General features: G+C 70.6%; 17 protein-coding genes. 7 read left to right on the top strand and 10 right to left on the bottom strand.

The features are described from left to right. Positions 1–121: 121 nt before the first annotated feature. The 3 genes from IEY86_RS27685 (at position 122) to IEY86_RS27675 (ending at position 2,368) form a co-directional block, all read left to right on the top strand. Entirely contained in the window at positions 122–919 is a 798-nt protein-coding gene (locus IEY86_RS27685; protein ID WP_189134606.1) for a hypothetical protein, read from the top strand. Positions 920–1,072: 153 nt separating this feature from the next. Next, positions 1,073–2,122 carry a polyprenyl synthetase family protein gene (locus IEY86_RS27680; protein ID WP_189134605.1) on the top strand — a complete coding sequence of 350 codons (1,050 nt, stop codon included), beginning with the start codon at positions 1,073–1,075 and terminating at the stop codon, positions 2,120–2,122. Positions 2,123–2,227: 105 nt separating this feature from the next. Continuing rightward, positions 2,228–2,368, top strand: a complete 141-nt coding sequence (locus tag IEY86_RS27675; RefSeq protein WP_189134604.1) for a hypothetical protein — start codon at positions 2,228–2,230, stop codon at positions 2,366–2,368. Here the strand turns inward: IEY86_RS27675 and IEY86_RS27670 are convergent. The 5 genes from IEY86_RS27670 to IEY86_RS27650 form a co-directional block, all read right to left on the bottom strand. Continuing rightward, positions 2,365–3,954, bottom strand: a complete 1,590-nt coding sequence (locus tag IEY86_RS27670) for a LamG-like jellyroll fold domain-containing protein (RefSeq protein ID WP_189134603.1) — start codon at positions 3,952–3,954, stop codon at positions 2,365–2,367. The genes IEY86_RS27675 and IEY86_RS27670 overlap by 4 nt on opposite strands. 23 nt (positions 3,955–3,977) lie before the next feature. Continuing rightward, positions 3,978–4,565 carry an ATP-binding protein gene (locus IEY86_RS27665; protein ID WP_189134602.1) on the bottom strand — a complete coding sequence of 196 codons (588 nt, stop codon included), beginning with the start codon at positions 4,563–4,565 and terminating at the stop codon, positions 3,978–3,980. Between the two features lie 244 nt (positions 4,566–4,809). Next, a complete protein-coding gene (locus IEY86_RS27660; protein WP_189134601.1) occupies positions 4,810–7,449 on the bottom strand; it encodes a M4 family metallopeptidase in 2,640 nt (879 codons plus the stop codon). Between the two features lie 166 nt (positions 7,450–7,615). Then, positions 7,616–8,293: a response regulator gene (locus IEY86_RS27655; RefSeq protein ID WP_189134600.1), complete on the bottom strand. Its 678-nt coding sequence runs from the start codon at positions 8,291–8,293 to the stop codon at positions 7,616–7,618. Continuing rightward, positions 8,220–9,518, bottom strand: coding sequence for a sensor histidine kinase (locus IEY86_RS27650; RefSeq protein WP_189134599.1), 1,299 nt, complete (start codon positions 9,516–9,518; stop codon positions 8,220–8,222). The genes IEY86_RS27655 and IEY86_RS27650 overlap by 74 nt, the downstream gene beginning before the upstream one ends. Positions 9,519–9,993: 475 nt before the next feature. Between IEY86_RS27650 and IEY86_RS27645 the strand changes: the two genes are divergently transcribed. After that, a complete protein-coding gene (locus IEY86_RS27645) occupies positions 9,994–10,824 on the top strand; it encodes a thioesterase family protein (RefSeq protein WP_229698813.1) in 831 nt (276 codons plus the stop codon). 55 nt (positions 10,825–10,879) lie between these two features. Here IEY86_RS27645 and IEY86_RS27640 read toward each other — a convergent pair whose 3' ends face one another. Next, positions 10,880–13,606, bottom strand: coding sequence for an NACHT domain-containing protein (locus IEY86_RS27640; protein ID WP_189134598.1), 2,727 nt, complete (start codon positions 13,604–13,606; stop codon positions 10,880–10,882). A 424-nt stretch (positions 13,607–14,030) separates the two neighbouring features. Further along, positions 14,031–15,941 carry a protein-arginine deiminase domain-containing protein gene (locus tag IEY86_RS27635; protein ID WP_189134597.1) on the bottom strand — a complete coding sequence of 637 codons (1,911 nt, stop codon included), beginning with the start codon at positions 15,939–15,941 and terminating at the stop codon, positions 14,031–14,033. A gap of 497 nt (positions 15,942–16,438) precedes the next feature. Here IEY86_RS27635 and IEY86_RS27630 point away from each other — a divergent pair, with 497 nt between their 5' ends. Continuing rightward, on the top strand, positions 16,439–16,798 hold the full coding sequence (locus tag IEY86_RS27630; RefSeq protein ID WP_189134596.1) for a hypothetical protein: 360 nt from the start codon (positions 16,439–16,441) through the stop codon (positions 16,796–16,798). Positions 16,799–17,003: 205 nt separating this feature from the next. Here the strand turns inward: IEY86_RS27630 and IEY86_RS27625 are convergent, their stop codons facing one another. Together IEY86_RS27625 and IEY86_RS27620 are read right to left on the bottom strand one after the other, a co-directional pair. After that, positions 17,004–17,984, bottom strand: coding sequence for a hypothetical protein (locus tag IEY86_RS27625; RefSeq protein WP_189134595.1), 981 nt, complete (start codon positions 17,982–17,984; stop codon positions 17,004–17,006). Between the two features lie 120 nt (positions 17,985–18,104). Next, on the bottom strand, positions 18,105–19,613 hold the full coding sequence (locus IEY86_RS27620; protein WP_373287105.1) for an APC family permease: 1,509 nt from the start codon (positions 19,611–19,613) through the stop codon (positions 18,105–18,107). 650 nt (positions 19,614–20,263) lie between these two features. On the opposite strand from IEY86_RS27620, the gene IEY86_RS27615 reads away from it, so the two are divergent. Next, a complete protein-coding gene (locus IEY86_RS27615; protein WP_189134594.1) occupies positions 20,264–20,725 on the top strand; it encodes a hypothetical protein in 462 nt (153 codons plus the stop codon). Positions 20,726–20,777: 52 nt separating this feature from the next. Then, positions 20,778–21,569: a PIG-L deacetylase family protein gene (locus IEY86_RS27610; RefSeq protein ID WP_189134593.1), complete on the top strand. Its 792-nt coding sequence runs from the start codon at positions 20,778–20,780 to the stop codon at positions 21,567–21,569. A 49-nt stretch (positions 21,570–21,618) separates the two neighbouring features. On the opposite strand, the gene IEY86_RS27605 is transcribed toward IEY86_RS27610, so the two are convergent. Beyond that, entirely contained in the window at positions 21,619–22,215 is a 597-nt protein-coding gene (locus IEY86_RS27605; RefSeq protein ID WP_189134592.1) for a TetR/AcrR family transcriptional regulator, read from the bottom strand. Between the last annotated feature and the right edge of the window lie 74 nt (positions 22,216–22,289).

Raw genomic sequence — 22,289 nt, 5'->3', positions numbered from 1 at the left:
CCGCGCTCCCCGTTCCGTGTCTCGTCTCGTACCGCACCTCGCCGTTCGCGGCAGGCGTGCGGAGCGCGCCTGCGCCCGGCGGCCGCACACACTCGCGCACATCCACAAGGAGCTGGTACGCATGCTGACGCCCACCCCGCATACCTGGCCCGCCTCCTGGGAGCAGGAGATCTTATTGATCACCTGTGGGACGAACGGCCTCGGACCCGACAACTCACTCATCAAAGCGCTCCTCAAAGGGGACGGGCCGACCCAGCCATTCGCCGATGCGTCCAAGGAGTTGGTGGTCAGCCTGCTCGATCCCGCCCTGCCCGCCAGCCACGCCAAGGCCGTCCTGCTGCGCCTGTGCTACGCGGTCGCCGACAACAAGAGGCTCCAGGCCATCCCGGACGAGGTGAAGACCAACGGCTCGTTCGTCCCCCCGGGGCTCAACGTGGCCAACTACACCGCGGTCCTGGAGCTCATCGCCGCCAAGGCCCTGTGGCTGGCGGGGCACCAGCAGTTCCTGCCGTGGCCGTTCAACGAGACCAAGTTGAAGCCGGACTTCTGCATCGCGGGGCACTCTCCTGACGCGTCCGGACACACCGCGGGGACCTTCTACGACAAGTGCAGCCTGGTGGGCGACAGTCTCAAGGTGAGCGGGGTCAAAACCCTCGCCGAGCTGCCCACGGGTCTCCTCGGCGGCGTCACCGAGAAACTGGCCGCCTACCCCACCAAGGACGTCATCGTCGTCCTGGACGCCTGTGACAACCCCTGTCTGTGGGCGGGACAGCACGTTGCCCAGTTCGACCGGGCCGCCGTCATGCGCGACTTCGCCACACAGGTCGCCGGACTCAGGAACGAGGTCAAGAAGCGTCTCGTCTCCGTCTACGTCATCCTGCCGGACTGGTCGGTGAACCAGTTGGTGGTCCAGCAGTGATGTGACACGGGCCGGCCCCCACCGGGGGCGCCGTTGGGTGTGCGGGTGCCGCGATGTGGATCCGCACACCCCCGGGCCCGCACGAAGGCGCAACGTGCGGTAGGGGTATTCTGGTCCTTTCGTGACAGCGTGCCGGCTACCCCACAGGCGACAGTGACTCCTTTCGAGCCCGGCGGCCCCGCCGACCGCGCGGCAGCCATCGAATTGCTGGTACGTGCGCGCGGACTCCTCATCCCCGCGCTGCGCGAGTGGACCTGTCGACTTCCCTCGGCGATCGCGCCGTTGGCCGACTACCACTTCGGATGGCGGGACGAGCACGGACACCCCGCGACACACGGCCCGGCGGGGAAATCGGCTCGCCCGGCACTGGCCTTCACCTGTGCCGAGGCCGTGGGTGGCACGGCCGAACAGGCCCTTGCCGCCGCTGTGGCCGTGGAGCTGACGCACAACTCGTGCCTCATCCATGACGACGTCATCGACCAGGACCGGCTGCGCCACCACCGCCCCACGGTCTGGGCCGCCTTCGGCGTGGCCTCCGCCGTCCTGCTCGGGGACGCCCTGCTCGCCCTGGCACACCAGGTGGTCGCCGAGCCCGGCGACGGTCTCGCCGCCCGCTCCAGCGCCGTTCTGGCTGAGGCGGTGCTGGAGATGGCTCAGGGCGAGGCCGACGACGTGGCCTTCGAGCGGCGCGGCAGCGTCACCGTCGCCGAATACCGCGCCATGGCCGAGGCCAAGACCGGAGCCGGCCTGGGAGTGGCCTGCTACCTGGGAGCCCTCGCCGGAGGTGCCGAGCACGACCGGGCGCGCCGACTGGAACAGTTCGGCCGCGCCATGGGAGTGGCGGGCCAGATCACCGATGATCTGCTCGGGATATTCGGCGAGACGACGCGAACCGGCAAGCCGGTCGGCGCGGACATCGCCGCCCGGAAGAAGTCCTACCCCGTCCTGGCAGCACTGGCCGACGGCAGCGCCGCCGGTCGGCGGCTGGCCGAACTGTACGCTCAGCGCACGCCGCTGGACCCGGCACAGGTCCAGAAGGCCACAGCACTGGTCGACGAAGCCGGCGGCCGCCTCGCAGCCGCCCGGGCGGCGCGGGCCGAGCTGGAGGCGGCGCTCGATGCACTGTCCGCCGGCCGCCCAGGCCCCTCCGCCAAGCGGCAACTGGCCGCCCTGGCCCACCTGGCCGTGCACCGCGATGCCTGAGCCTGGTGCCGCCCGAGGCACGGCGGGAAGGCCGCGCCGCGGTTGTCAGCGCTCGCGCAATTCGTGGTAGGCCTTGGAGACTTCGGCCGAGGACAGGGCCCGGCGATGGACGCGTACGTCGCCCAGTCCACCGGCCAGCTCGCCGATCGGCGCACCCGCCCACAGGGCACGCCCGGCAGCGAACGCGCCCGCGGCCCGCCAGTCGCCGGTGTGGGACGCGACGCCCTCCAGCCCGCCGTTGACTAGAGGCGCAATTGGTTGTCGGCGTCCTGGTGGACGCCGGTGAGATGGACCCATGTCCGCGGTCGGGCCGGACACCGCGACAAGGCCTGGTCCAGATGGCCGCGGGCGCGGTCGGAGGGGTACATGCCCATCGTCCACCGTTCTCCGACGGGCGAGTACCCCAGGGAGAAGCCGCTGATCTCGTGGCCGTCCTGGCTCACCGCGGCCTGCGGCCGGTAGGGATCGTCCAGAAAGACCCAGGCCGAGACGGTGAAACTGCGGTCCGTGGCCACCACTTCGTCGGGCCCTTCGGCATACTGCCGGAACCCGTCGAGGATCAGGACGCGGTCTCCGCGCCCCACGCGCTGGGCACCGTCGACAAGCCTTCCCGCGTTTCCCCGCTTGGAGCTGTCGAGCACCGGCTTGTCCGAGGACTCATTGAACCGCCAGTCCAGAACCGGCACGTTTCCGGAAGGGACCGAGTGGCCGGGCCGCGGCGTGTCCCGGGAGGTTTCCGGGCTTGACGGGTGGGTCCTGGGCGGCGAGGTACTGGGCACAGGGGTCTTCCCGGCTGTGGGGGTGGGGCGGGCCGTCGCGGTGGCGGTGGCAGTCGTGCCGGTGGCGGCGCTGTTCGCCGGGCGCGGCAGGCGGTGCTGCCCGCCGCCGGAGGGGCCGCCGTCCTCCCACGGGAACACATCGACGATGGAGGCCCCGGCCCCAGCCACCAGCACGGCGGCGAACGCGGCCCACGCCGCCGACCGCCATGTCCGTTCACGTGGCGCCACGCCGGAAACGGCCTGCGCGCGGTGTTCGGCCTGACGGTTGTGGCGTGCCGTCAGGTATGGCGCAGCGCCCCACGGCAGCATCGCTTCCGCCAGCAGCTCGCCCGGGCACTGCCGCATCCGCGTGAGGTCGTCCAAGGCCCGTGAACAGTGGGGGCAGTTCGCCACATGCCCTCCCAGACCGGCCGACGCCGACGCATCCGACCAGTACGCCGCGGCGTCGACCAGCCTGCTGTAGCGCCGGCACCCGTCGTCACCAACGCGTTCCGGGTACGAACGCACATACGCCGCCCGCCAGGCCGCGAGGGCGGCGTGCGCGGCACGGGCCACCGAGGACTCGGCGATTCCGAGCAGCGAACTCAGCTGCGCCTCGCCGTCGTGCTCCACCTCGTTCTGCCACAGGACCACGCGCTTGCGCGCCGGCAGCGCCTGGAAGGCACGCGCCACCGGGGAGCGGCCGCGCAGGGTATCCACGTCGAGGCCGCGGCCCCTTTCCACGACGTCCTCGAGCCAGTCGGCAAGGCCGGACGCGAGCTCATGGCGGCAGTCGCCGTCGGCCCTGTCCGCCGCGATCTGCAGGACGAGTCCCAGCAGACGGGGCCGCCGGGCGATCCGGCCCAAGCCGTTGAGGGTGTGGAGAGCCCGGCTCAGGGTCATGGCGGCCAGGTCCTCGGCGGTCTTCTCGTCACGGGCGCAGACGCGGGCGTAGTCGAGGACCGCGGGTCCGTGCCTGCGCCGCAGTACCTTCGCGGCCTCTGTCGACTGCGCTGCCTCGGCGGACTGTGCCGGTCCTCCTGCGGCGGGAGTGGACGAACCGATCCTGGCCACGTGAGTCGACTCCTTCTCCGGCTTCACTCCGAACGGGGGTGGCTCGGCATGTGCGGCGCCTGCCCTGGCAGGGCGTCGGCCATCAGCGGAGAAGGGGCGCGGACCGCCTTCCCCGGACCGGCGTCCATGTGCCCGGGTAATCCGATCCTGATCCGGTGCCTGGGCAGGAGTTTCCTGACGGACAGGGGCGGCAGACGGGTGGCCGCGTGCTCACCGGCCGTTTCGCTGTAGACGCTCTCGGCACGCGTATCGGGCGGCGGCACGAGGGCGGTCACCACCTTCCCGGTGGGAAGTGCCTTGGCGACGGTCCAATGGCAGGCGAGGGTACTCACGATCAGCGACAGGCCCATGCCGCCCTCGGGTGCCGGTTCGGCGTCGGTCTGCCGCGCTTGGGGCATCCCCTCCCCGGCGTCGTACACAGCGATCATGAGCCCTTGGCGCTGGAGTGCGAGAAGGACATGGATGGGAGCGCCGCCATGGGTGACGGCGTTGGTGACGAGTTCGGTCATCACCAGGCAACTCACATCCGCGGTTGCCTCCGCCTTCCACTCCTCCAAAACGGCACGGCAGGCTGCGCGCACCACGGGGACAGCGGCCGGGTCGGCCGGCATGAGCCACGCGGCAGCCCTGGCCGGCGGGAACGACGGCGGTGGAACCCGAAGCGGCTCAGGAGGCGCGATTCCGGTGAGCAGGTGGCGAGCGAGGCAGGTACTGGAAGCGGTCCTCATCGAAATGTCCTGTTCCGCCTCACCGTGGTGGGAGGCCGATGCGCTGGATAGGGAATGGTCGCGATGCCAGCGGGTGGGCGCCTCGCCCACCCGCTGACGGGCGATGAGTCGGTGCGTGTTCGGGCCGCTACTTCACCTTGACCGCGTCCCAGGCCTGGGCGACGGTCCTGGCCTCCGTGCTGTCCTGTCCGAACAGGTCGGCGGCGGCTTTCAGGCTGCCCTCGCGGGCGTTGGCGAAGTCGGTGTTGGAGGTGAAGTACGTGGTCAGGGCCCGGTACCAGATCTTCTCGGCGGCCTCATTGCCGAGGCCCTTGACCTTGGAGTTGTCACACGTCGGGCTGTCGCCGAACTTGGACTTCCCGCTGCCGACGGCGAGCAGGTAGAAGAAGTGGTTGGAGATGGCCGCCCCGATGTGCTCGTCCTTCTGGCCGATGTCGGGCGAGTAGCAGTCGGGCGACTCCCCGTCCTTGGACGGACGGTCCATCCAGCGACCGCCGCCGGGGACCGCGGCCTCGCCGATCGTGTAGTCCGGCGGGTCCTGGGGGTTGTTGGTGAAGAACTCGGTCATGGTGCCGAAGATGTCGCTGGTGGACTCATTGAGCGCACTTGGCTCGCCCTGCCCGGACAGGGCGTTGTTCGACAGCGAGACGAGGTGCGTCATCTCGTGGGCGACGATGTCCAGTTGGGTCATCGACTTGGCCTTCTGCCCGTCGCCGTCGCCGAAGAGGGCGCAGAAGCAGTTGGGATCGGCGAAGGCATTGGCGAGCCCCTGCCCGTAATGCGCGAACAGGGTCGGCCCCCTGCCGTCACCGCCGAAGCCGTTGCGCTTGAACTTCTGCTGGAAGTAGTCCCATGCCTGCTCGGCTCCATGGTGGAGGTCGGCCGCCGCGGAGGAGCGGTCGTCCTCGCTGCCCGACCCGAAGGTGTTCGTCTCGCTGACGAAGGGGGTTCCTTGGACCGGCAGTTGGCCACCGGGGGCTCCCGGCCCACCAGGTCCACCAGGTCCGCCAGGTCCGCCAGGTCCGCCAGGTCCACCGGAACCACCGGAACCACCGGGATCGCTGGGATCGCTGGGCCCACCGGATCCGTCGGAACCTCCGGTGCCGCTGCGCCGCGCGGCGCTCCCCTTCTTCTCGTCCGACCACTTGAGCTGCGCCGGGCTGCCGAAGCAGACGGGAACACCCTTGATGCACGCCTCGTCCGACCTCGGCTGGGCGCCGGACACCGGCCCCACCCCGCAGAACGGATCGAACGGATCACAGTCCCCGGGGTCACTGAAATCACCAGGATCACCGGGGTCCCCGAGGTCACCGGGATCGCCAGGATCACCAGGATCGCCGGGGTCACCGGGGTCACCGGGGTCACCAGGATCGCCGGGGTCACCAGGATCGCCAGGATCACCGGGGTCACCAGGATCACCGGGATCGCCAGGATCACCGGGATCGCAGAACGGATCGACCGGATCACAACCACCGGGGTCACCAGGATCACCGGGGTCGCCAGGATCACCGGGATCGCCGGGATCGCCAGGATCGCCGGGATCGCCGGGATCGCAGAACGGATCGACCGGATCACAACCACCGGGGTCACCAGGATCACCGGGGTCACCGGGGTCACCGGGGTCACCGGGGTCACCGGGGTCACCGGGGTCACCGGGGTCACCAGGATCACCGGGGTCACCGGGGTCACCGGAACCACCCGAACCACCCGAACCAGAGCCACCATTGGAACCACCAGGGTCACCAGGACCACCGGAGCCGCCACCGGAACCACCACCGGAGCCACCACTGGAACCACCAGGGTCACCAGGACCACCGGAACCACCACTGGAACCACCACTGGAACCACCACTGGAACCACCAGGGTCACCAGGACCACCGGAACCACCACCGGAGCCACCACTGGAACCACCAGGGTCACCAGGACCACCGGACCCGCCCGGGCCTTGCTGGCAGGAGGGGTCGCCCTGGATGCACTGGTTGTTCGCGTCCAGGGTGGTGAGCCCACCCCGTTTCGCGTCGATGAGTTCGAAGCCCTTGCCCTGTTTGGCCGCGCTGGTCTCGAGCTTCACCTCTCCGCTGTACAGCGTCTTGCCCGTGCCCTCCTCGTCCATGTACCTGTCGCGCGAGCCAAGGACCTTGCCGTTGCCCGCGTCGACGAACGTGTGCACCTCGGCGGGCGCGCCGTCCCCGTGCTGGGCACGTACCACGTTCTCGTAGGCCAGCAACGGGGCCGACCCGCCGTTCGTCCATATGACCAGTCGGCTGCCCGCACGGGCTTGCTTCTCCGCCTTCCTGGAGGCACCGGCCTTCTTGGCGTCCTTGCCCTTCGGCGCCTTCTCGGACACCGGCGTGTGGGCGAAGGTGCGCTTCCACGCGTCCTCGCGGGAGAGCCTCGGCCTGACCGGCAGGTCGGGTGCGGCGGTGAGCGTCTGGCTGGTGCCCTTGAGCTGCCCGCTCCTGCGCAGGTGGAGGACGAGGTCGCCGCCGATGACCGGCAGCCCCTGGTAGTAGCGGTCCAGCCGGACATGGCGGCCGCCGTCGTCGTCCTCGCTGATGCCAAGGATTCGGAAGCTCTGACCCTTCCGGTAGTGCGTCCGTTCCGGGTTCTCCTTCAGCGCTTCGTAGGCCAGTCCCCGGATGTCCCGCGGCCGTTGCTCATTGGCCGCCGCGGTGACCCGGATGACCACAAGGCCGGCCGCGACCAGGGCGAGCACGCCCATGAGCGACAGCAGCCTGTTGAGGGATGGTGGTCGTCGCCGTCTCATCAGCTCTCCTTGCGTGATCGGGCTTTCCGGACGCGGAGAAGTCAAGTTGCAACGAAAGTCGGCCGGATCACCCCGGAGAAGGAAGGGGAGGTCAACGAACGGCGTGGCGAAAGCCGTGGACGGCACACCGTGGCGCTCCACGGTGTGCCGTCCAGACCGGCAGGTGTCAGATGCGGGGCTTGTCGCTACCGTCCTCGCAGCGGCGCGGGGCCAGCCCCGCGGAGTAGGCGAGGATGGCGGCCTGCACCCGGTTGGTGAGCCGCAGCAGGCGCAGGATCCGGCTGATGTGGACCTTGACCTGAGACTCCGTGAGATCCAGGCAGGCGCCTATTTCCGCGTTGGACTGGCCCTCGGCCAGCAGCGCCAGGATGTCCCTCTGCACCTCCGGAAGGGCACGAAGCCGCTCCTGCATACCGCGGGCCGGCAGCGACGAGGTGTGCCGCTGGATGAGGGAGCGGGTCATCGAGGGCGAGATGATGGCCTCGCCGCGGGCGACGACCTTGACCGCGCTGATCAGATCCTCGGGTTGGACGTCCTTGGTGAGGAATCCGTCCACCCCCGCTTCCAGCGCCGTGTAGAGGTACTCGTCGAGGGCGAACGAGGTGAGCATGATGACACGGGGAGGGTGTTCGAGGCGCAGCATCTCACGGGCGGCGACGAGTCCGTCATGAGGCATGTGGACGTCCACGATGGCGATGTCCGGACGATGTCGGCGAGCCGACTCGACGGCGTAGGTACCGTTGGCGGCCTCGTCCACGACCGTGATCTCGTCATCGGCTTCCAGTACCAGCCGGATGCTCTGCCGGGCCAGCGCCTCGTCGTCCGCGACCAGGGTCCTGATCATGAGGCGCCGCGGGAACGGGGGCACCGAGGGGGAAGCTCGCACAGACGTCGAAGCCGCCGTCCGGTGTGTCGAAGGTCCATAAGGTGCCGCCCACTTGGGCCACCCGCTCGCGCATCCCGGTGAGGCCGCGTCCGCCGTCCCGTTCGGACTCGATCGCCGGGAACGGCGAGGGCCCGTTGTGGACGCTGATCTCCAGACGCTGGTCGGCCGTCTCCACCGCCACCCGGACCTCGGCTCCGGGTGCGTGCCGGGACGCGTTCGACAGTGCTTCCTGGACCACTCGGTAAGCGGCCCGCAGTACGGCCGCGTCCGCTTCTTCGGGTTCTCCGTCGACCTGCCACGTTAGTGGTACGCCCGCGAGATGCGCCGCGTTCAGCATTTTCACGACCTGCGCGCCCCAGGTCCCGGAGCGCGATTCGCCGGCGCCCGGATCATCGCCCGCACTCGGCTCGCCGTCGGCTTCGGGGTCCGAGCGGAGCACCCCGAGCAGGTCCCGGAGCTCCTTCATGGCACGCCGCCCCAGGTCTCCCACGAGCCGGGCGCTTTTGCCTGTTTCGGACTCCCGACCGGCCTGGGCCTCCATCGCCCCGGCCCGCAGGATCATGAGCCCGAGGTAGTGGGTGACCACGTCGTGCATGTCCCCGGCGATCCGTGTGCGCTCCTCCAGCCGCGCGTTGCGGGAGATGAGTGCCTGCTCGCGCTGGAGCTGTTTCGCCTGGTCGTCGAGGGTGCTGATGAGCACCCTGTGCTTGCGGATCGTGATGCCCACCAGCACGGGAACGACGATCGTCGGGTTGACGTAGCCGAGTAGGAAGCCCTCGAGGTACAACGGCAGCGGCTCCGCGGGTCCACCGCCGCCCCACACGGCGGTGGTGGACCACAGCGCCCGGATCGGGATCGCGGCCGCCGCCAATGCGTAAGCGACTGCCCAGCGGTTGCGGCGCTGCACGACGAGTGTGTAGAGCCCGAACGGGAACGTGCTCGCGGGGCCGCCCAGCCAGATCACGGCCGTACAGACCGCCGCCACCGGCAGGGGGTGGCGGCGGCGGACCAGCAGGGCGAGGGCGGCCGCCACCTCCGCCACCGTGATGACCGCCATGTCCGCGCCCGTCGGAAGTTCGTCGGAGAAGTCGGGGTAGGCGGCGATCTGCAGCGGAATCAGCAGGAAGTGCAGAAGGAGGCTGTAGCCGATCGCGCCCGCCGCCAGCGACGCGTCAATGGCCACCGCCCGGCTGATCCTCGGCCGCGGGCGGGTCCTGCACCGCCGATGCTGCCCCGAGAGCGCCGGACGATCGCGCACGGCCGTGAGTGCCCTGCGTACGAACGCGGCGGGCCCGCCCTTGGCCCGGCGCGGCTTGCGAGAGGGCGTCCGGCCCCACAGGCCCCGGTTCACCGGGCGGTGGCGGAGACGGCGTCCGTCCCCGTCCTGCCGTCGGTCGGGCGGGCGCGCAGCGCCCGTCCCTTCGGACACCGCGCTGACACGCACTCCTGCCATGCGTCACGTCCTCTCCGGCGGATGCAAGGAACGCGGGGCATTCAACGGCGAACGAAAGACAGGGGGATCAGCCTCAAGGATGAGTTCTGCGGCGTATTCGCCACCCCGCACGCCGCGGCCAGCCACTTGGCGGTTCGGCCGTCGCGGAACGCCGGATGGCCTGAAAGCATTCTGGTGACAAGCCTCCTACCGGAAAGTAACCTCGATGGTGGACATCTACGGCGGGAGGAACGTGACGATGGCGTCGCAGCCGAGGGGGTTCTTCGAGCGGCTGGAAGCCGACAGATTCGCGCCCACCGAGTTCACCCGCGGACCGTGGGACCCCGACTCCCAGCACGCCGGACCACCCGCCGCTCTTCTCGGGCTGGCGGTGGAGCGGCGCCCCGGAGCCCGGGAGGACATGCGACTCGCCCGGATCACCTACGAGATCCTGCGACCGGTGCCGATCAAGCCACTGACCGTGACCACCCGCGTGCTGCGTGCGGGCCGCAGCGTCGAGATCGTCGAGGCGTCCCTGGTTCCGGAAGGGGGCCAGGAGGTGATGCGGGCGACGGCGCTGCTGATCAAGGCGGTGCCGGACTCCGTACCCGAGGTGTCCCGGGGACCGCGGGTACCCGGCCCGGAGCAGTCCCCCTCGAAAGCGTTCTTCCCCGTCCCGTGGGACATCGGCTATCACACGGCCATGGAGTTGCGCTTCGCCTCGGGCTCGTTCCTGGAGCCGGGCCCGGCGACCGCCTGGATGCGCATGCGTGAGCCTCTGGTCGCGGGCGAGGAGACCACACCGCTCAGCCGGGTGCTCACCGCCGCGGACTCCGTCAACGGAGTGAGTGCCGAACTCGACTACCACCGCTATGTGTTCATCAACCCGGACCTCACCGTGAACCTGCACCGGCAGCCGGTCGCCGAGTGGGTCTGCCTTGACGCGCGCACCAGTGTGGACTCCGCCGGGCTCGGCGTCGCCGAGGCGTCCCTGCACGACGAGAAGGGCCCGATCGGCCGGAGCGTCCAGAGCCTGTACATCGCCCCCCGCGGCTGACGGTCGCCTGACGTCCGGGGCCCGGCCGGTAGCGCATTCCCGAGGGCGGGCCCGATCAGGGGCGGGCCCGGCTCCTGCGCGTCGGCGCACCCGACCGGGCGCCCGGCACTGCCCGCCGTCGTGCCGCCGGTACGGCGGGCGGAACCGTGCCGGCGAGGTGGTGCTGCAGATCGATGTGACGGAACTGGTAGACCGCGCCCACCTGGCGCAGCACACCCCGCCGTTCATGGGCGTCGGCGAGGAAGGCGGTCAGGTCGGTGGTGATCCTTCGCCGAAGTGCCAGATGGTGCCGGGCCAGCGCGTAGTACCACCAAGCGGTCCGGCCGAGGGCGGTGGCGAGGCCGACGGTGGTTCCGTAGGCGAGGGTGCGGACGAGGATCTGCGCGGGGCCCATCTCCAGTGGGCCGGCGTCGGAGGTGCCTCGGCTCAGGCCATAAGGGAGCCCCGCGTCGAGGAGGTATTCGGCTCCGTAGCAGAGGGCGAACGCGCTGCCGACAGCGGCGCCGACGGCGGTCCAGAGCCTTCTGTGGGTACGGCGGTCCTGGGCCAGCAGGACCGCCGGGCCGACGGCGGTCGCGAGGTCGGCGGGCCTGCTCCTGATTCCGCAGGCGAGGCCGACCGCCAGGGCGTACGCGCACATGAAGGAGAGCATGGCCGCTGTCGGATAGCCGGGCTCACCCGTGAGCTCCGCCTGGATTCTGATGACCGACCAGTGGGTGACAGCGACGGCGGGGCCGCTGAGCAGGCCGACGGTGAAACCGCGCCGGTCCCAGGCCCAGCGCGGCCGGATCGCCGGCGCCGGACCGGCGCCGCGCGCCGACAGCGGGCCGACCGGCCGGGTGAGTGCCGCTCCGGCGAGGCCGTACACTCCGGCGTTCACGACGGCTCCGGCGCAGGCGGCGAACGGTCCGTAGACGGGCTCGAAGGCGAACCAGAGCGCGCCGCCGCAGACCAGACCGAGCGCCAGACCGCGCCGGTTGGGGACACGGCGACCGCGCGGCCATCGACTCCCACCGCGCCGGGCCCCGGCCCCGCGGTTCCTGGCGCTGCCGTCCCCCGGCTCCGGGTCGGACGCCGCTCGGGGGGCCGACGGTCCTGCGCACAGGGCGCCGACGATCCCCCCGACGAATCCATAGGCGAGGCCATTGGCGGTCGTCGTCAGCAGCGCATGCCAACTGCCCGTGGCCACCGCGGTGGTGAGCCCCTCGGCCACCCCTGCGATCGAGCCGGCGGCGACTCCGCAGCCCGTGCCCGCGGCGATACCTCCCGCCAGCCCGCCGACGACTCCGGCGGGCGGTCCCGTCAGCCAACCGCTGTCCAGCCCGGCCAGCTCGGCGATGAGCCTGCCGAGCGGCGCCGAGGTGAACCACGCGACGGCGCCGATCACCGCCGCGGCGACCAGTTGGGGCAGACGGGCCGGCAGGGCGCGGTACAGCTGCCACCAGGCCAGGTCGGTGCTGCCGCCCACATCGCGGTCCAGATGCCGGGCCAGGAACGTCAGGGTGCGCCGCGCCTGCTGGACGGTCCAACGGCACGGATAGCGCGGGTGGGAGCGGTAGGCGGCAGGGATGAAGGCTTCCAGCAGATGCCCCTGGATCGCACCGGCGGTCGGGAAGCGGGCGCGGTCGCACAGCAGCGCGGGATCGGGCAGCGCCGAACTGTGCTCCCCCGGCCGGGGGTTGTAGACGGTGCGGGCCAGGCCGAGCATCAGCGGCGTTCTCAGGGCCTGCCCCACCGGATCGTCCATGTCGCCCAGGCGGGCGACCACGGCCTCCCATCGCGATGCCGCCGCGGTCCCGTGCCCGCCCGCGTCCCGCCGGAGGTATTCGGCCGCGTCCCGGGCGTCCAGGGGAGCGAGCTCGACGGCCGCGGCCCCGGCCAGCCGGACCGGCAGCCCGGCCACCGGGAACAGCACATCCCGGTACTCCGCGACCCGGCTGGAGAGGATGAGTTCCTGCCCCAGCGGCAGTGACGCGTTGATCGCGTCCAGGGCCTGCCCGCGCAAGGGCCCGGGGATCTCATCGAACCCGTCGAGGATCGGCAGGACCAGTCCGCGCTCCAGAAGGGTCCTGGCCCGGCCCAGCCGTTCGGAGCCGGTCGTGGTGGGATCGGCCAGGCCGGAGTAGTCCCGGGCCAGCCGCTCGGCCATCCAGTCCCGCAGGGGCGACTCGTCGGGATTCCAGGAGGCCAGCGGGAACAGCACGGGGACCGCGGCACCTTCCGCACGGCGGGCCAGCAGGGACAGCAGAAGGCGGAGCAGCAGCATGGTCTTGCCCGCCCCCGGACGGCCGAGGAGCAACAGCCGCCGCGTGGGCACACGGTGCAGGAAGACATCGCCCAACTCCCCGCCGGTGCCCGCCAGACCGGACGGGCCACCCGCCCAGCCCTCGGGATCCGACGGTGGACCGCCGGGCCAGCCGACGGCCGTCTGACGCAGCAGGGGCCATGGCTCGGCCAGGTCGGGAGCGGCTGCGCGCCACGACACGGGCAGCGGATAGGGGTCGTTGATCCGGCGCACCCGCAGCTCCGCCTCCCACTGACCGCGCACGGCCACGGCCAGTTGATCGGCCAACCGTGCCGGGTCCGGTGCGGCCTCGGCCCCGGCGCGCTCGGCGCGGAACGCCGCCCATGACAGGTACAGCCCGGCCAGCGAGGGAAGGAACGCCGTGACGCTCTCCAGCGCGGGGAGCTGGAATCGGTACGTCAGCCATGCCCCGAGCGCTGTCCCGCCGAGGGCAAGTGCCAGGCAGACCAGACCGTCGCGCCGTGTGCGGCCGCTCATCCCCATGACGGGATCATCGGGCAGCACAGGGCGCTGCATCCGGCAGCGACGCCCGCGCGCCCCACGAACGGATGAACAACTCGTACCCGCGCAGCGGCGTCCGCGCCGACGGCGCACGCCTGCCCGCGCCCGGCGCGGGGACCGGGGCCGGCGGGGGCGGACACGCTGCGGTTGAGGACAGGCGAAGCGCTGCACGAGTGCAACCCGCCCGCGGGACCGGCGTGCTCGGCCGCCGGCCGCGGGCCTGGTCTCGTTCTCCAGGACGCCCGTGCGCGCGGGTCCGCTACGTCATTCAGCGTCACACGGCCGCGAATGGGCGGCCCGTTGATCCGCTGCGCACTGGCGCTGGGCAGTTGTCCCAAGGCGTACCGGCCTTCGAGGTCTCCGGATGCCGCAGGTGGCAGGCACACGGGGCCCGGCCGAGCTATGTGGTGGGCCACCACGGCTGGGAAGTGTCGCGCAGGGTGTTGGTTCCGCAGTGGACCTCGCCCATGCCGATGTGGTACGTGTACCAGTCATCTATGTAGGAGACCGTGAATCCGGCCTTGCTGTAGGCCCTGTTCACCGCCTGGGTGAAGATGTCCTTGCCGTTGATCACCGGCCCCCACTGCTTGGCCGCCAGATAGCGGTCCTTCCCGAGTACAACACCGTTGACCGCGCCGGGGATGTACGCGCTACGGGTGATCGCGGCGGCGCGGTGACGGCCGCCACCCGCCGTCCCGGCCTCCCGCAGGACACCGTGCCCCCGCAGCTCGTCCGGACCGATCCGGCGCAGCCTGTGGCTGTTGGTGAGGCCGCCACCGATTTCCTGGTCCCGCGTGAACAGGCCGGGCACCTTGACGATCTCGGCGTCCGTGACACCCGTTTCCCGCTTCAGGGTCTCCAGATTCGCCTTGATCCGCTTCGCGGCGAACTCGTTGTCGGACAGGAACTTCCTCGACGACAGGACGTCGTTGATGGTCTCCTTGGGTGCGGGCACACCCATCTTGCCGGGGACGGAGAACATCTTCCGCTTCCCGTGTCCCTCGCGCTGTGCCTTGCGCAGCAGTTCGATCCCCGCCCGGGGGTCGGCGACACCGATCCGCCAGCCGCGCGGGGTGTTCGCGGGCAGGAACTGCACAAACTCGTCCACGTGCCCCACCGACAGCCACGAGGTGTCGAGCAGAAGCGGCGACTGCATCCCCTGCGAGGCCAGGAAGGTACGCATCGCCTTGGCGGGCTTGGACCGGGAATCGGGGCGCTGTCCCATGATGATGCGCCCGGCGGGGTACGACCGCCCGCCGTGGGTGTAGGCCGGAATGGTCTCGAGATTGCCCATGGAGTTGAGCGTCTGCTCCTCATCGGGGCGTACTCCGCTGACCTGGACCACCCCCACGTCCGGCCCCCGCAGCTTCTCGAACAGCTCACGGCCGGCCGCGCGGTCGGGCTGCGCGGAGCGGATGAGCACCCGCATCGTGTGGAGCCTGCCGTTCGGGCCGGGCACGGAGGCGTAGCCGGGCTCGACGAAGTCCTGGGCCCAGATGTCGCCGTACTCGGTGAACTTCTTCAGCGGCCTGTCGATGCCCGCGGCCTTGACCTGCCGCGCCAGTTCGGCGACGAACCTGCGCTGCTCCTGCGAATGCTGGCTGTCGTCCTGCTCCTCGGTGACCAGGACCTGCTGGACGCGCTGGAGGTGGTGGTGAGTCAGCACGGGGGCGACCCGCAACGTCACATCGTCGGAGGCCGACGCGCCGTCCGCGGCGACGGTCAGCCGGACCACCGCGGTGCCGTCCCACACCTTGGCGTCGCGCACCACGTCCTTGCCCTCGAGGCCCAACTCCACTCCGGAGCGCAGTTCGGCGGCGCTGATCGGGTCGGTGGACTTCAGCGGTGACCAGGTGCCGCCGCGCTTGATCCACAGCCGGGTCCTGGCCGCCGCGGCCGCCCCGACGACCTTGGCCGTGCCGACGGCCCCGTCGGGCGTGGCGGAGCGCGGCACGGTCCGCAGCCGGGCGAGATCGTCGGCGTCACGCGCCCCGTTCAGCACGCTGTCCTGGCCGTCGTTGCAGGCGGCGAGCTTGGCGTCGGGCAGCGGCTTGCCATGGCTGTCCTTCGTCGGGCAGCGCTTCGCGTCGTCGTCGACGTTGGGCAGGAACAACGCGCCGCGCTTCGGAGTCCATGTGTCCTCCCCGGGGGTGTCGGTGTCACCCGAGACATCCACGCGCCCGTCCCGGTTGGTGTCCACCCGCAGGTCGGGGACGTCGAGCGGTGCGGCACTGGCCGCCATGGTGCTGCCCATCAGCAGCCCCGCCATCCCGGTGGCCAATGTGACGGCCTTCAAGCCCCGGACATGCATCCGCGTCCTCCTCGTCGCTGATCCGTATCGACGGGGAAGACGGCACTTCGGGTGTACCGGTTGGCCCCAACTGCCCTAAGTTTCCCTGCATACCGTCGCAGGTGCCGATGAAGCCGCAAGTTTCCCCGCAGGTGGTCGCACGTGCCGGGGGAACCGGAGCGGGCTCATGTCCGGTGGCCGCCGCACGTGCCGGTACGTCGCCGAGAAGCCGCATCTGTCAGAGTTCGGGCCGATGGGCGAGGACCAGGGGTTCGTGGCCGTTGCCGCCGCGAGCCCATACCGCATGGACATCGGTGAAGCCCGCCTGGCGCAGATCGGGCGCCGGCCCCGCACCCGGTCCGTGCGCGACGGCGCCGGCACACAACCGGCCCCGGAGAACAGCCCCGCCGACCGATCCCAGGGAAACCTCCGGGTCGCCCCGGCTCCGCATGACTCCTCACGAACCGGTCGGGCGTCGGCAGCTGACGCGGAGCGTCGGAGATCGGCATACTGGCCGCATGCGCCGTGCCTACGCCCACGAGGCGGTCCTGGTCATGCCTCCGGACGCGGACACGCGGGCACCGGGGGCGGCGATCACCGTTGCGCTGTGCGGGCACTGGAAACACACGCCGCCATGCCCGCTGGCCGCTCACCACACCCGGGCGGAACGGGCCGGGGACCGCGTGCTCGTGCGCACTCTGTTCGCCACCGAGCCCGCCAATGAGCAGGTGGTTCGGGACCGAATCGACCAGGCCCTGGCCGGCGGCCGGCTTCAAGGCCCGGGCACCGTGGTCACCCGCTGGCGGCTGCACAGCAGTCGGCCCAGCGAGACAACCGCCGAGGAAGCAAGCCATGCCGAGCGCCTGACGGAAAGCTGAGCGCCTACGCCTTGGCGGCCGGCCGGTAGCGCCGCCGATGGCGTAAGAGATGTCGCCCATGCGGTTGCCGGGCACAGCGGCGGCGATCCCGGCACTTCGCCCGGCTGCTGGGAATCACCCCCAGGGCTACCGGCGCACCTTCCGCACCCCCGGACCACCAGGAGTCATGACCGGGCGCCCCCGGGCAGCCGAGTGGGGAACCGTCCTATCGCCGTGGGCCGATCAGCCGATCCCGCCAGGAGGCGTACACCGCTTCGGGATCGCCGCCGTACGCCCACGGTGATTGGGTGGCCCTGTTGCCGAGCCAATGGAACGCGGTCGCGGCCTCCGCGAGCATCCCGCCCTCGACCAGCCCGTGAGCCAGTAGGTTGAGGTCGGCCACATCGTGGGCCGCGCAGGGCTCGACCAGATGGGCCAGCCACTGCCGCACGGAGACACGCAGGTCCGCGAGCGCCGCCTCGTTCTTCCAGTGGTGGGTCAGGACGAGGCTCGTCGTGCCCTCGGCACGGACGAGAAGGCGAAAGTGCTCGACCCGGGCGGCTTGAGCGAGCACGGCCAGCGGCGTCCCGGCAGGGGCGACGGCGGCGCAGTCACGCGCGAAGTCGTACGTTGCGCCGTGCGAGCCGTGCCAGCGCGCCGACAGGTGCCGCAGCACCTGATGGTGTGCCTCCCTGTTGTACGGGTCACGGGCCCGCAGTTCGTCCCACCATGCCCACACCCTCGGGTGGCCGCCCGCGTAGAGGCGGGCGAGAGCGAGCAGGGAGACCCACGGGACCGGATCGGCGTGGTTGGCCTGCGTCGCCTCCCAGCAGATCTGGCCGACCCGATCGAGCGTCTCCGGGTCGAGGCTGTGCTCGTGCGGAGAGGGGGGCGAACCCGAGCGCGCGGCCGCCGCCGCGGCCGCGAACGCACGGGCCACCTCCGTCTCGCCCCGCAGAGCCAGCGCATCGGTGCTCCCGGGTTCGGCGACCTGCCAGCTCTCGACGGCCCGCCCGGCAGCCGCGGTGTCCGCGAGCAGCCGCATCCGGTGGGTGCGCAGCCCCCACTCCTGACCCGTGTCGCGCAGCAGGTCACGGGTGGTCTGCCAGCGCCCCATCACAAGATCCCTGCGGGCCTCGGCCAGGAATTTGTCACCGCCCGTGGCGTCGAACACGGGCGGTGGGTTGCGCGAGTGGAACCTGGCCATGAGGGGATTCTCCGGGAAACGGGGAGGGCTGGGCGGGTGTTGGACGGATCGCCGGGAAAACCCTGCTCTGAGGACGTGATGCCTTGACACGCGACCATGCGCGGAGCGCGCGGCCCGGCATCAGAAGTCCGTCAGCATTCCGCCCTCCCTATCGGCGGTGGGTGACACTGCGGGCAGATCCTCCAGGCCCGTGCTGTACCGCGCGTCCATCTCCTCCGCCACGGCGGCATCCAGCCGCGCGGCGCCGCGATAGTAGGCGCTCCCCCGGCTCCAGTAGACGGCCAAAGGCACCAGACCGGCGGCGAGTGAGCCCAGTCCGACGGCCAGAGTCGTGCTGTCCAGCTCGGGAATGGACTCGAAGAAGACCCAGCCCATGAAGACGGCGCCGGACAGCGGCCATGCACCGATGAAGACGAAGTTGGCGGTGGACCTCAGGAGCAGTTTCCGGTAGGCCACCACCACGGCCAGACCGGCCAGGGTGTAGTAGACGCAGATCTGCAGGCCGATGGCGGACAGGGCGGACGACATGATGGTGCCGACCGACCCCAGCGCGTTGGATCCGATGAACAGCAGCAGGGCGACGACCGCGACAGCGCCGGTGGCCACCCAGGGGGTCTGCCGGGTGGTGTGCGCCCGGCCGAAGACGGCGGGGATGGTGTGGTCCCGGCCCATGGCGAACAGCGAGCGGGTCACCTGGATGAGCGTGGTCTCCAGTGTCGCGATGGTGGACAGCATCACCGCCACGACCATCGCCTTGCCGCCCCAGCCCGGGAAGACCGCGTTCCCCAGAAGCGTGAGCACGTCGGTTTCCGCACCGTTGATCTGCTTCGCGGTCAGCACGGTGTTCACCGCGATGGTGATGACCTCGAAGATCAGGAAGCTGGTGACCACACCGATCAGACCGCCGGCGCCGGAGGTACGACGGCTGTTGCGGGTCTCCTCGCTCAGGTTGGCCGTGACGTCCCAGCCCCAGAAGTAGAAAGCGGCGAGCAGGGCACCGGCAGCGAAACCTTTCGCCCCGTCGAAGTGGCCGAACCCCAGCCAGGACCAGTCGAAGGCGAGGCCGACCCCGCCCTTGGCGATCGCCGCGACACCCACGACGAGCAGGATCACGACCTCGATGCCGGTCATGACCCACTGGGCGTGTGCGGAGATCCGTACTCCCAGCGCCACGAAGCCGGCCATCAGCAGGAACCACCCGGCACCGACCGCTGTCGCCAGCACGGTGTTGGACGCCAGGTCCGCGGAAAAGAGGGAAAGCGTCGCGCTGCCGGCCGGCAGCGATCCGGCCACCATGAACACGGTAGTGGAGACGACCAGCGCCCAGCCGCTGAGGAAGCCGAGCGCCGGGTGGAGTGCGCGGGCCACCCAGGAGTAGCTCGCCCCGGCGTTCACATCGAGTCGGCCGAGATAGTTGAAGGCGAAGGCGATGCCCAGCATGGGTATCGCACACCACAGAAGCGCAGCCGGACTCGCTACGCCGACCGTGGCGATCAGGGCGGTGGTGGTGGCCGCGAGGGAGTACGCGGGAGCGCTGCCGGCCACGGCCATGACGACGGTGTCGAAGCGACCCAGGGCGTCGGCGGCGAGGCCGGAGGAGGAGGGTTTGCGATGTCTGGAATTGCGCAAGGCAGGCACCTTCGGAGCGGGAGAGGGAGCGAGAAGGGGGGCGGCCCCCGCGACCGAGGAGGGGAGACGGTGGGGAGGGCGGAGAAGTGGGGCAGAGAAGGAGGCGCTGCGTGGCCGATGGCCATGGTGGGCCGTGACCGCGCGCCGGAATCAACTGCTCCGGAACCAGTGAACGCCGCAGGGAGTAGGGGGCCGGGGATTGCCCAGTGGGCCTGCACGATACTCCAGTGCTTCGAACACAGTGTCATCGGTGTGTGAAAATTGCCCCTCTCCCAACGAACCACCAGGGAAGCCGCAGCAGCCCGGGGCCCGGCGGGCGAGCGAGTCCTCGGCGCGGCCCGGGGCCGTGGATCAGGCCGATCACGACCCGCCCTTGGGTCGTCCCGACCGGCAGTACGGCGTCGTAGCGCTGCGCCGGTTCACCGGATTGGTCGGCGCTCATGGGCAATCCTCCTCCCCAGGGGGTCGTGCACGGGAGGACGACGCCGCGACCAGCCCAGTTCCCCGCCGCTCCGAGGCAGGACGATCAAGGCGCAGGCGGCAGAGCGCGTTACGGCTCTCGGCACCAAGGGGGCAGGTACGAGCCGTGTCGTCGCGAGTCGCGATGGGTATGCCGCAGATGTCGCTTGTGCCTCGGCAAGGGAGGAAATATGCTGACGCAGGATCCCGCCGATCCCCCGAACGCCCCCGCGCCGCGGACACCTCGACGCCAACTCGACAACGAGATAGCGGCTCTCTTCGAGGAATACAGGACACTGCGCGAGGAGGCTACCCAGCGTGTGGCGGCCCGCATGCAGATGATCGGATTCGCCGGCATCATCTCCGCTTTACTGGCGGTGTCCAACAAGATCACTTTGAACGCCCCGACCGTGTACGTAGCGATTCACGTCCTGGTCCTGGCGGTGCTGTGGCTACGCGGGACAAACCTCGCGATCCAGCGCATCGGCCGGCATTTGCGCGGGGTCGAAGCACGGATCAATCAACTGGCCGCCCAGGCATGGCACAGCCCGTCGGACCTGCTCACGTGGGAGACGAGCATCCAGCTGGGGCGGCAGCGGGTGAGCGGACTGCCCGGGTGGGCCGGTCGACTGGGAGGCTGGCACGCGTCGTGAGCGTCTGACGCGAGAGAGCACCGACGCCGAAGATGGTGCAGGATATCCCACCATGACAACGGTTGTGGCTTTTCACGCTCATCCGGACGACGAGGTCCTCATGACGGGCGGCACTCTGGCCCGCGCCGCCGCCGAGGGCCACCGGGTGGTGATCGTCGTCGCCACCGACGGCACGATGGGCGCGGTCCCCGAAGGAGAAGCGCCCCGGATGGGCGAACTTCGGGCGAGTGCCGCTGTGTTGGGAGTCGCTCGGGTCGTGCACCTGGGATACGCGGACAGCGGGCACGGCGAAACCCTGTATCCGGATCCGCCGGACCGGGTGCGCTTCGTACGGGCCGATCCGCAGGAGGCCGCGGAGCGGCTGGCCGCGATCCTCGGGGAAGAGCGGACGGATGTCCTTCTCAGCTACGACCCCAACGGCGGCTACGGCCACCGCGACCATGTCAGGGTCCACGAGGTGGGCAGACGTGCCGCGGCCCTGGCAGGGGTCGGGCAGTTGCTCGAGGTGACGCTTCCGAGCGACGTGGTGACCCGGATGTTGAGGTGGGCGGACCGATTGAGGATCCCCATTCGTCACGACGCGGTGGCTGCCCGCGCATACAGTCCGCGTTCCGCCATCACGCACCGCGTCGACGTTCGCGGGTTCGCCCGCCAAAAGCAGGCAGCACTCGCCGCCCATCGTTCTCAGGTGACTGGAACCGGCCGACTGGCGCCGGTGATGCGGGCGTTGATCCGGCTTCCCGTCCCCGTCTTCGGCCTACTGCTCGGCCGCGAATGGTTCGTCGACGCCACCAAGACCTCAACGTCCGAGGTGGTGGCCGGCATCTTCCGACCGACTGCCTGAACGACCGCTGGACGGTGCCCGCCGACCTGGCCCGATCCACTGCGCGGCCTCAGCGCCGTCGGGTGACGGCACCGTCCAGGACAGGGGCGAGTTCCCGGGCCACCGTTGTCAGGGCGCCTGCATCGCGTTCGGCTCTGGCCATCAGGATCGCTCCCTCCAGCGTGCTGATCATGAGCGTCGCAAGGGACTCGGCCCGCTGGGAAGGCACGCCCATCTCCGTCAGCGCCTCGGCCACCGGCCGCCTCCAGCAGGCGAATGCCGCCGCGGCAGCGGTCCTCGTGGATTCGGTGGATTCCGCGCAGTCCGCGGTCGCCGCGGCCACGGGGCAGCCCGAGGCGAAACCGACCGTCTCGTACTCGTCGGTCCACTGCCGCACCATGGCGGCGAACAGACCGCTGGGTGACGGCTCGGGCATCTCGCCGAGAAATCGGGCGATCCGCTTGGCGGCATAGCGGCCGGCCCAGTCCACGGCCTCGTTGACGAGTTGGTCCTTGCCGCCGGGGAAGTAGTGCTGGAGCGAACCCCTCGGCGCCCGAGCGTGGGCAACCACGTCCCGCATGCTCGTCGCGGTGACTCCGCCACGCCGGATGAGCTGAGCCGCGCTGAAGACCATTCGCTCACGCGGTCCTCGCCCGGAATCCGCCATCACCGACCTCCGATCGACCAACGAACCCCGCGAACCCGACCAACCCGACGGACCCGACCAACCCGACGCACAGC

It is taken from the genome of Wenjunlia tyrosinilytica (assembly GCF_014646055.1).
GTDB classification, from domain to species: Bacteria; Actinomycetota; Actinomycetes; order Streptomycetales; family Streptomycetaceae; genus Wenjunlia; species Wenjunlia tyrosinilytica.
The sequence above is the reverse complement of the archived record's forward strand: the minus strand, read 5'-3'. Positions and strand labels throughout refer to the sequence as shown.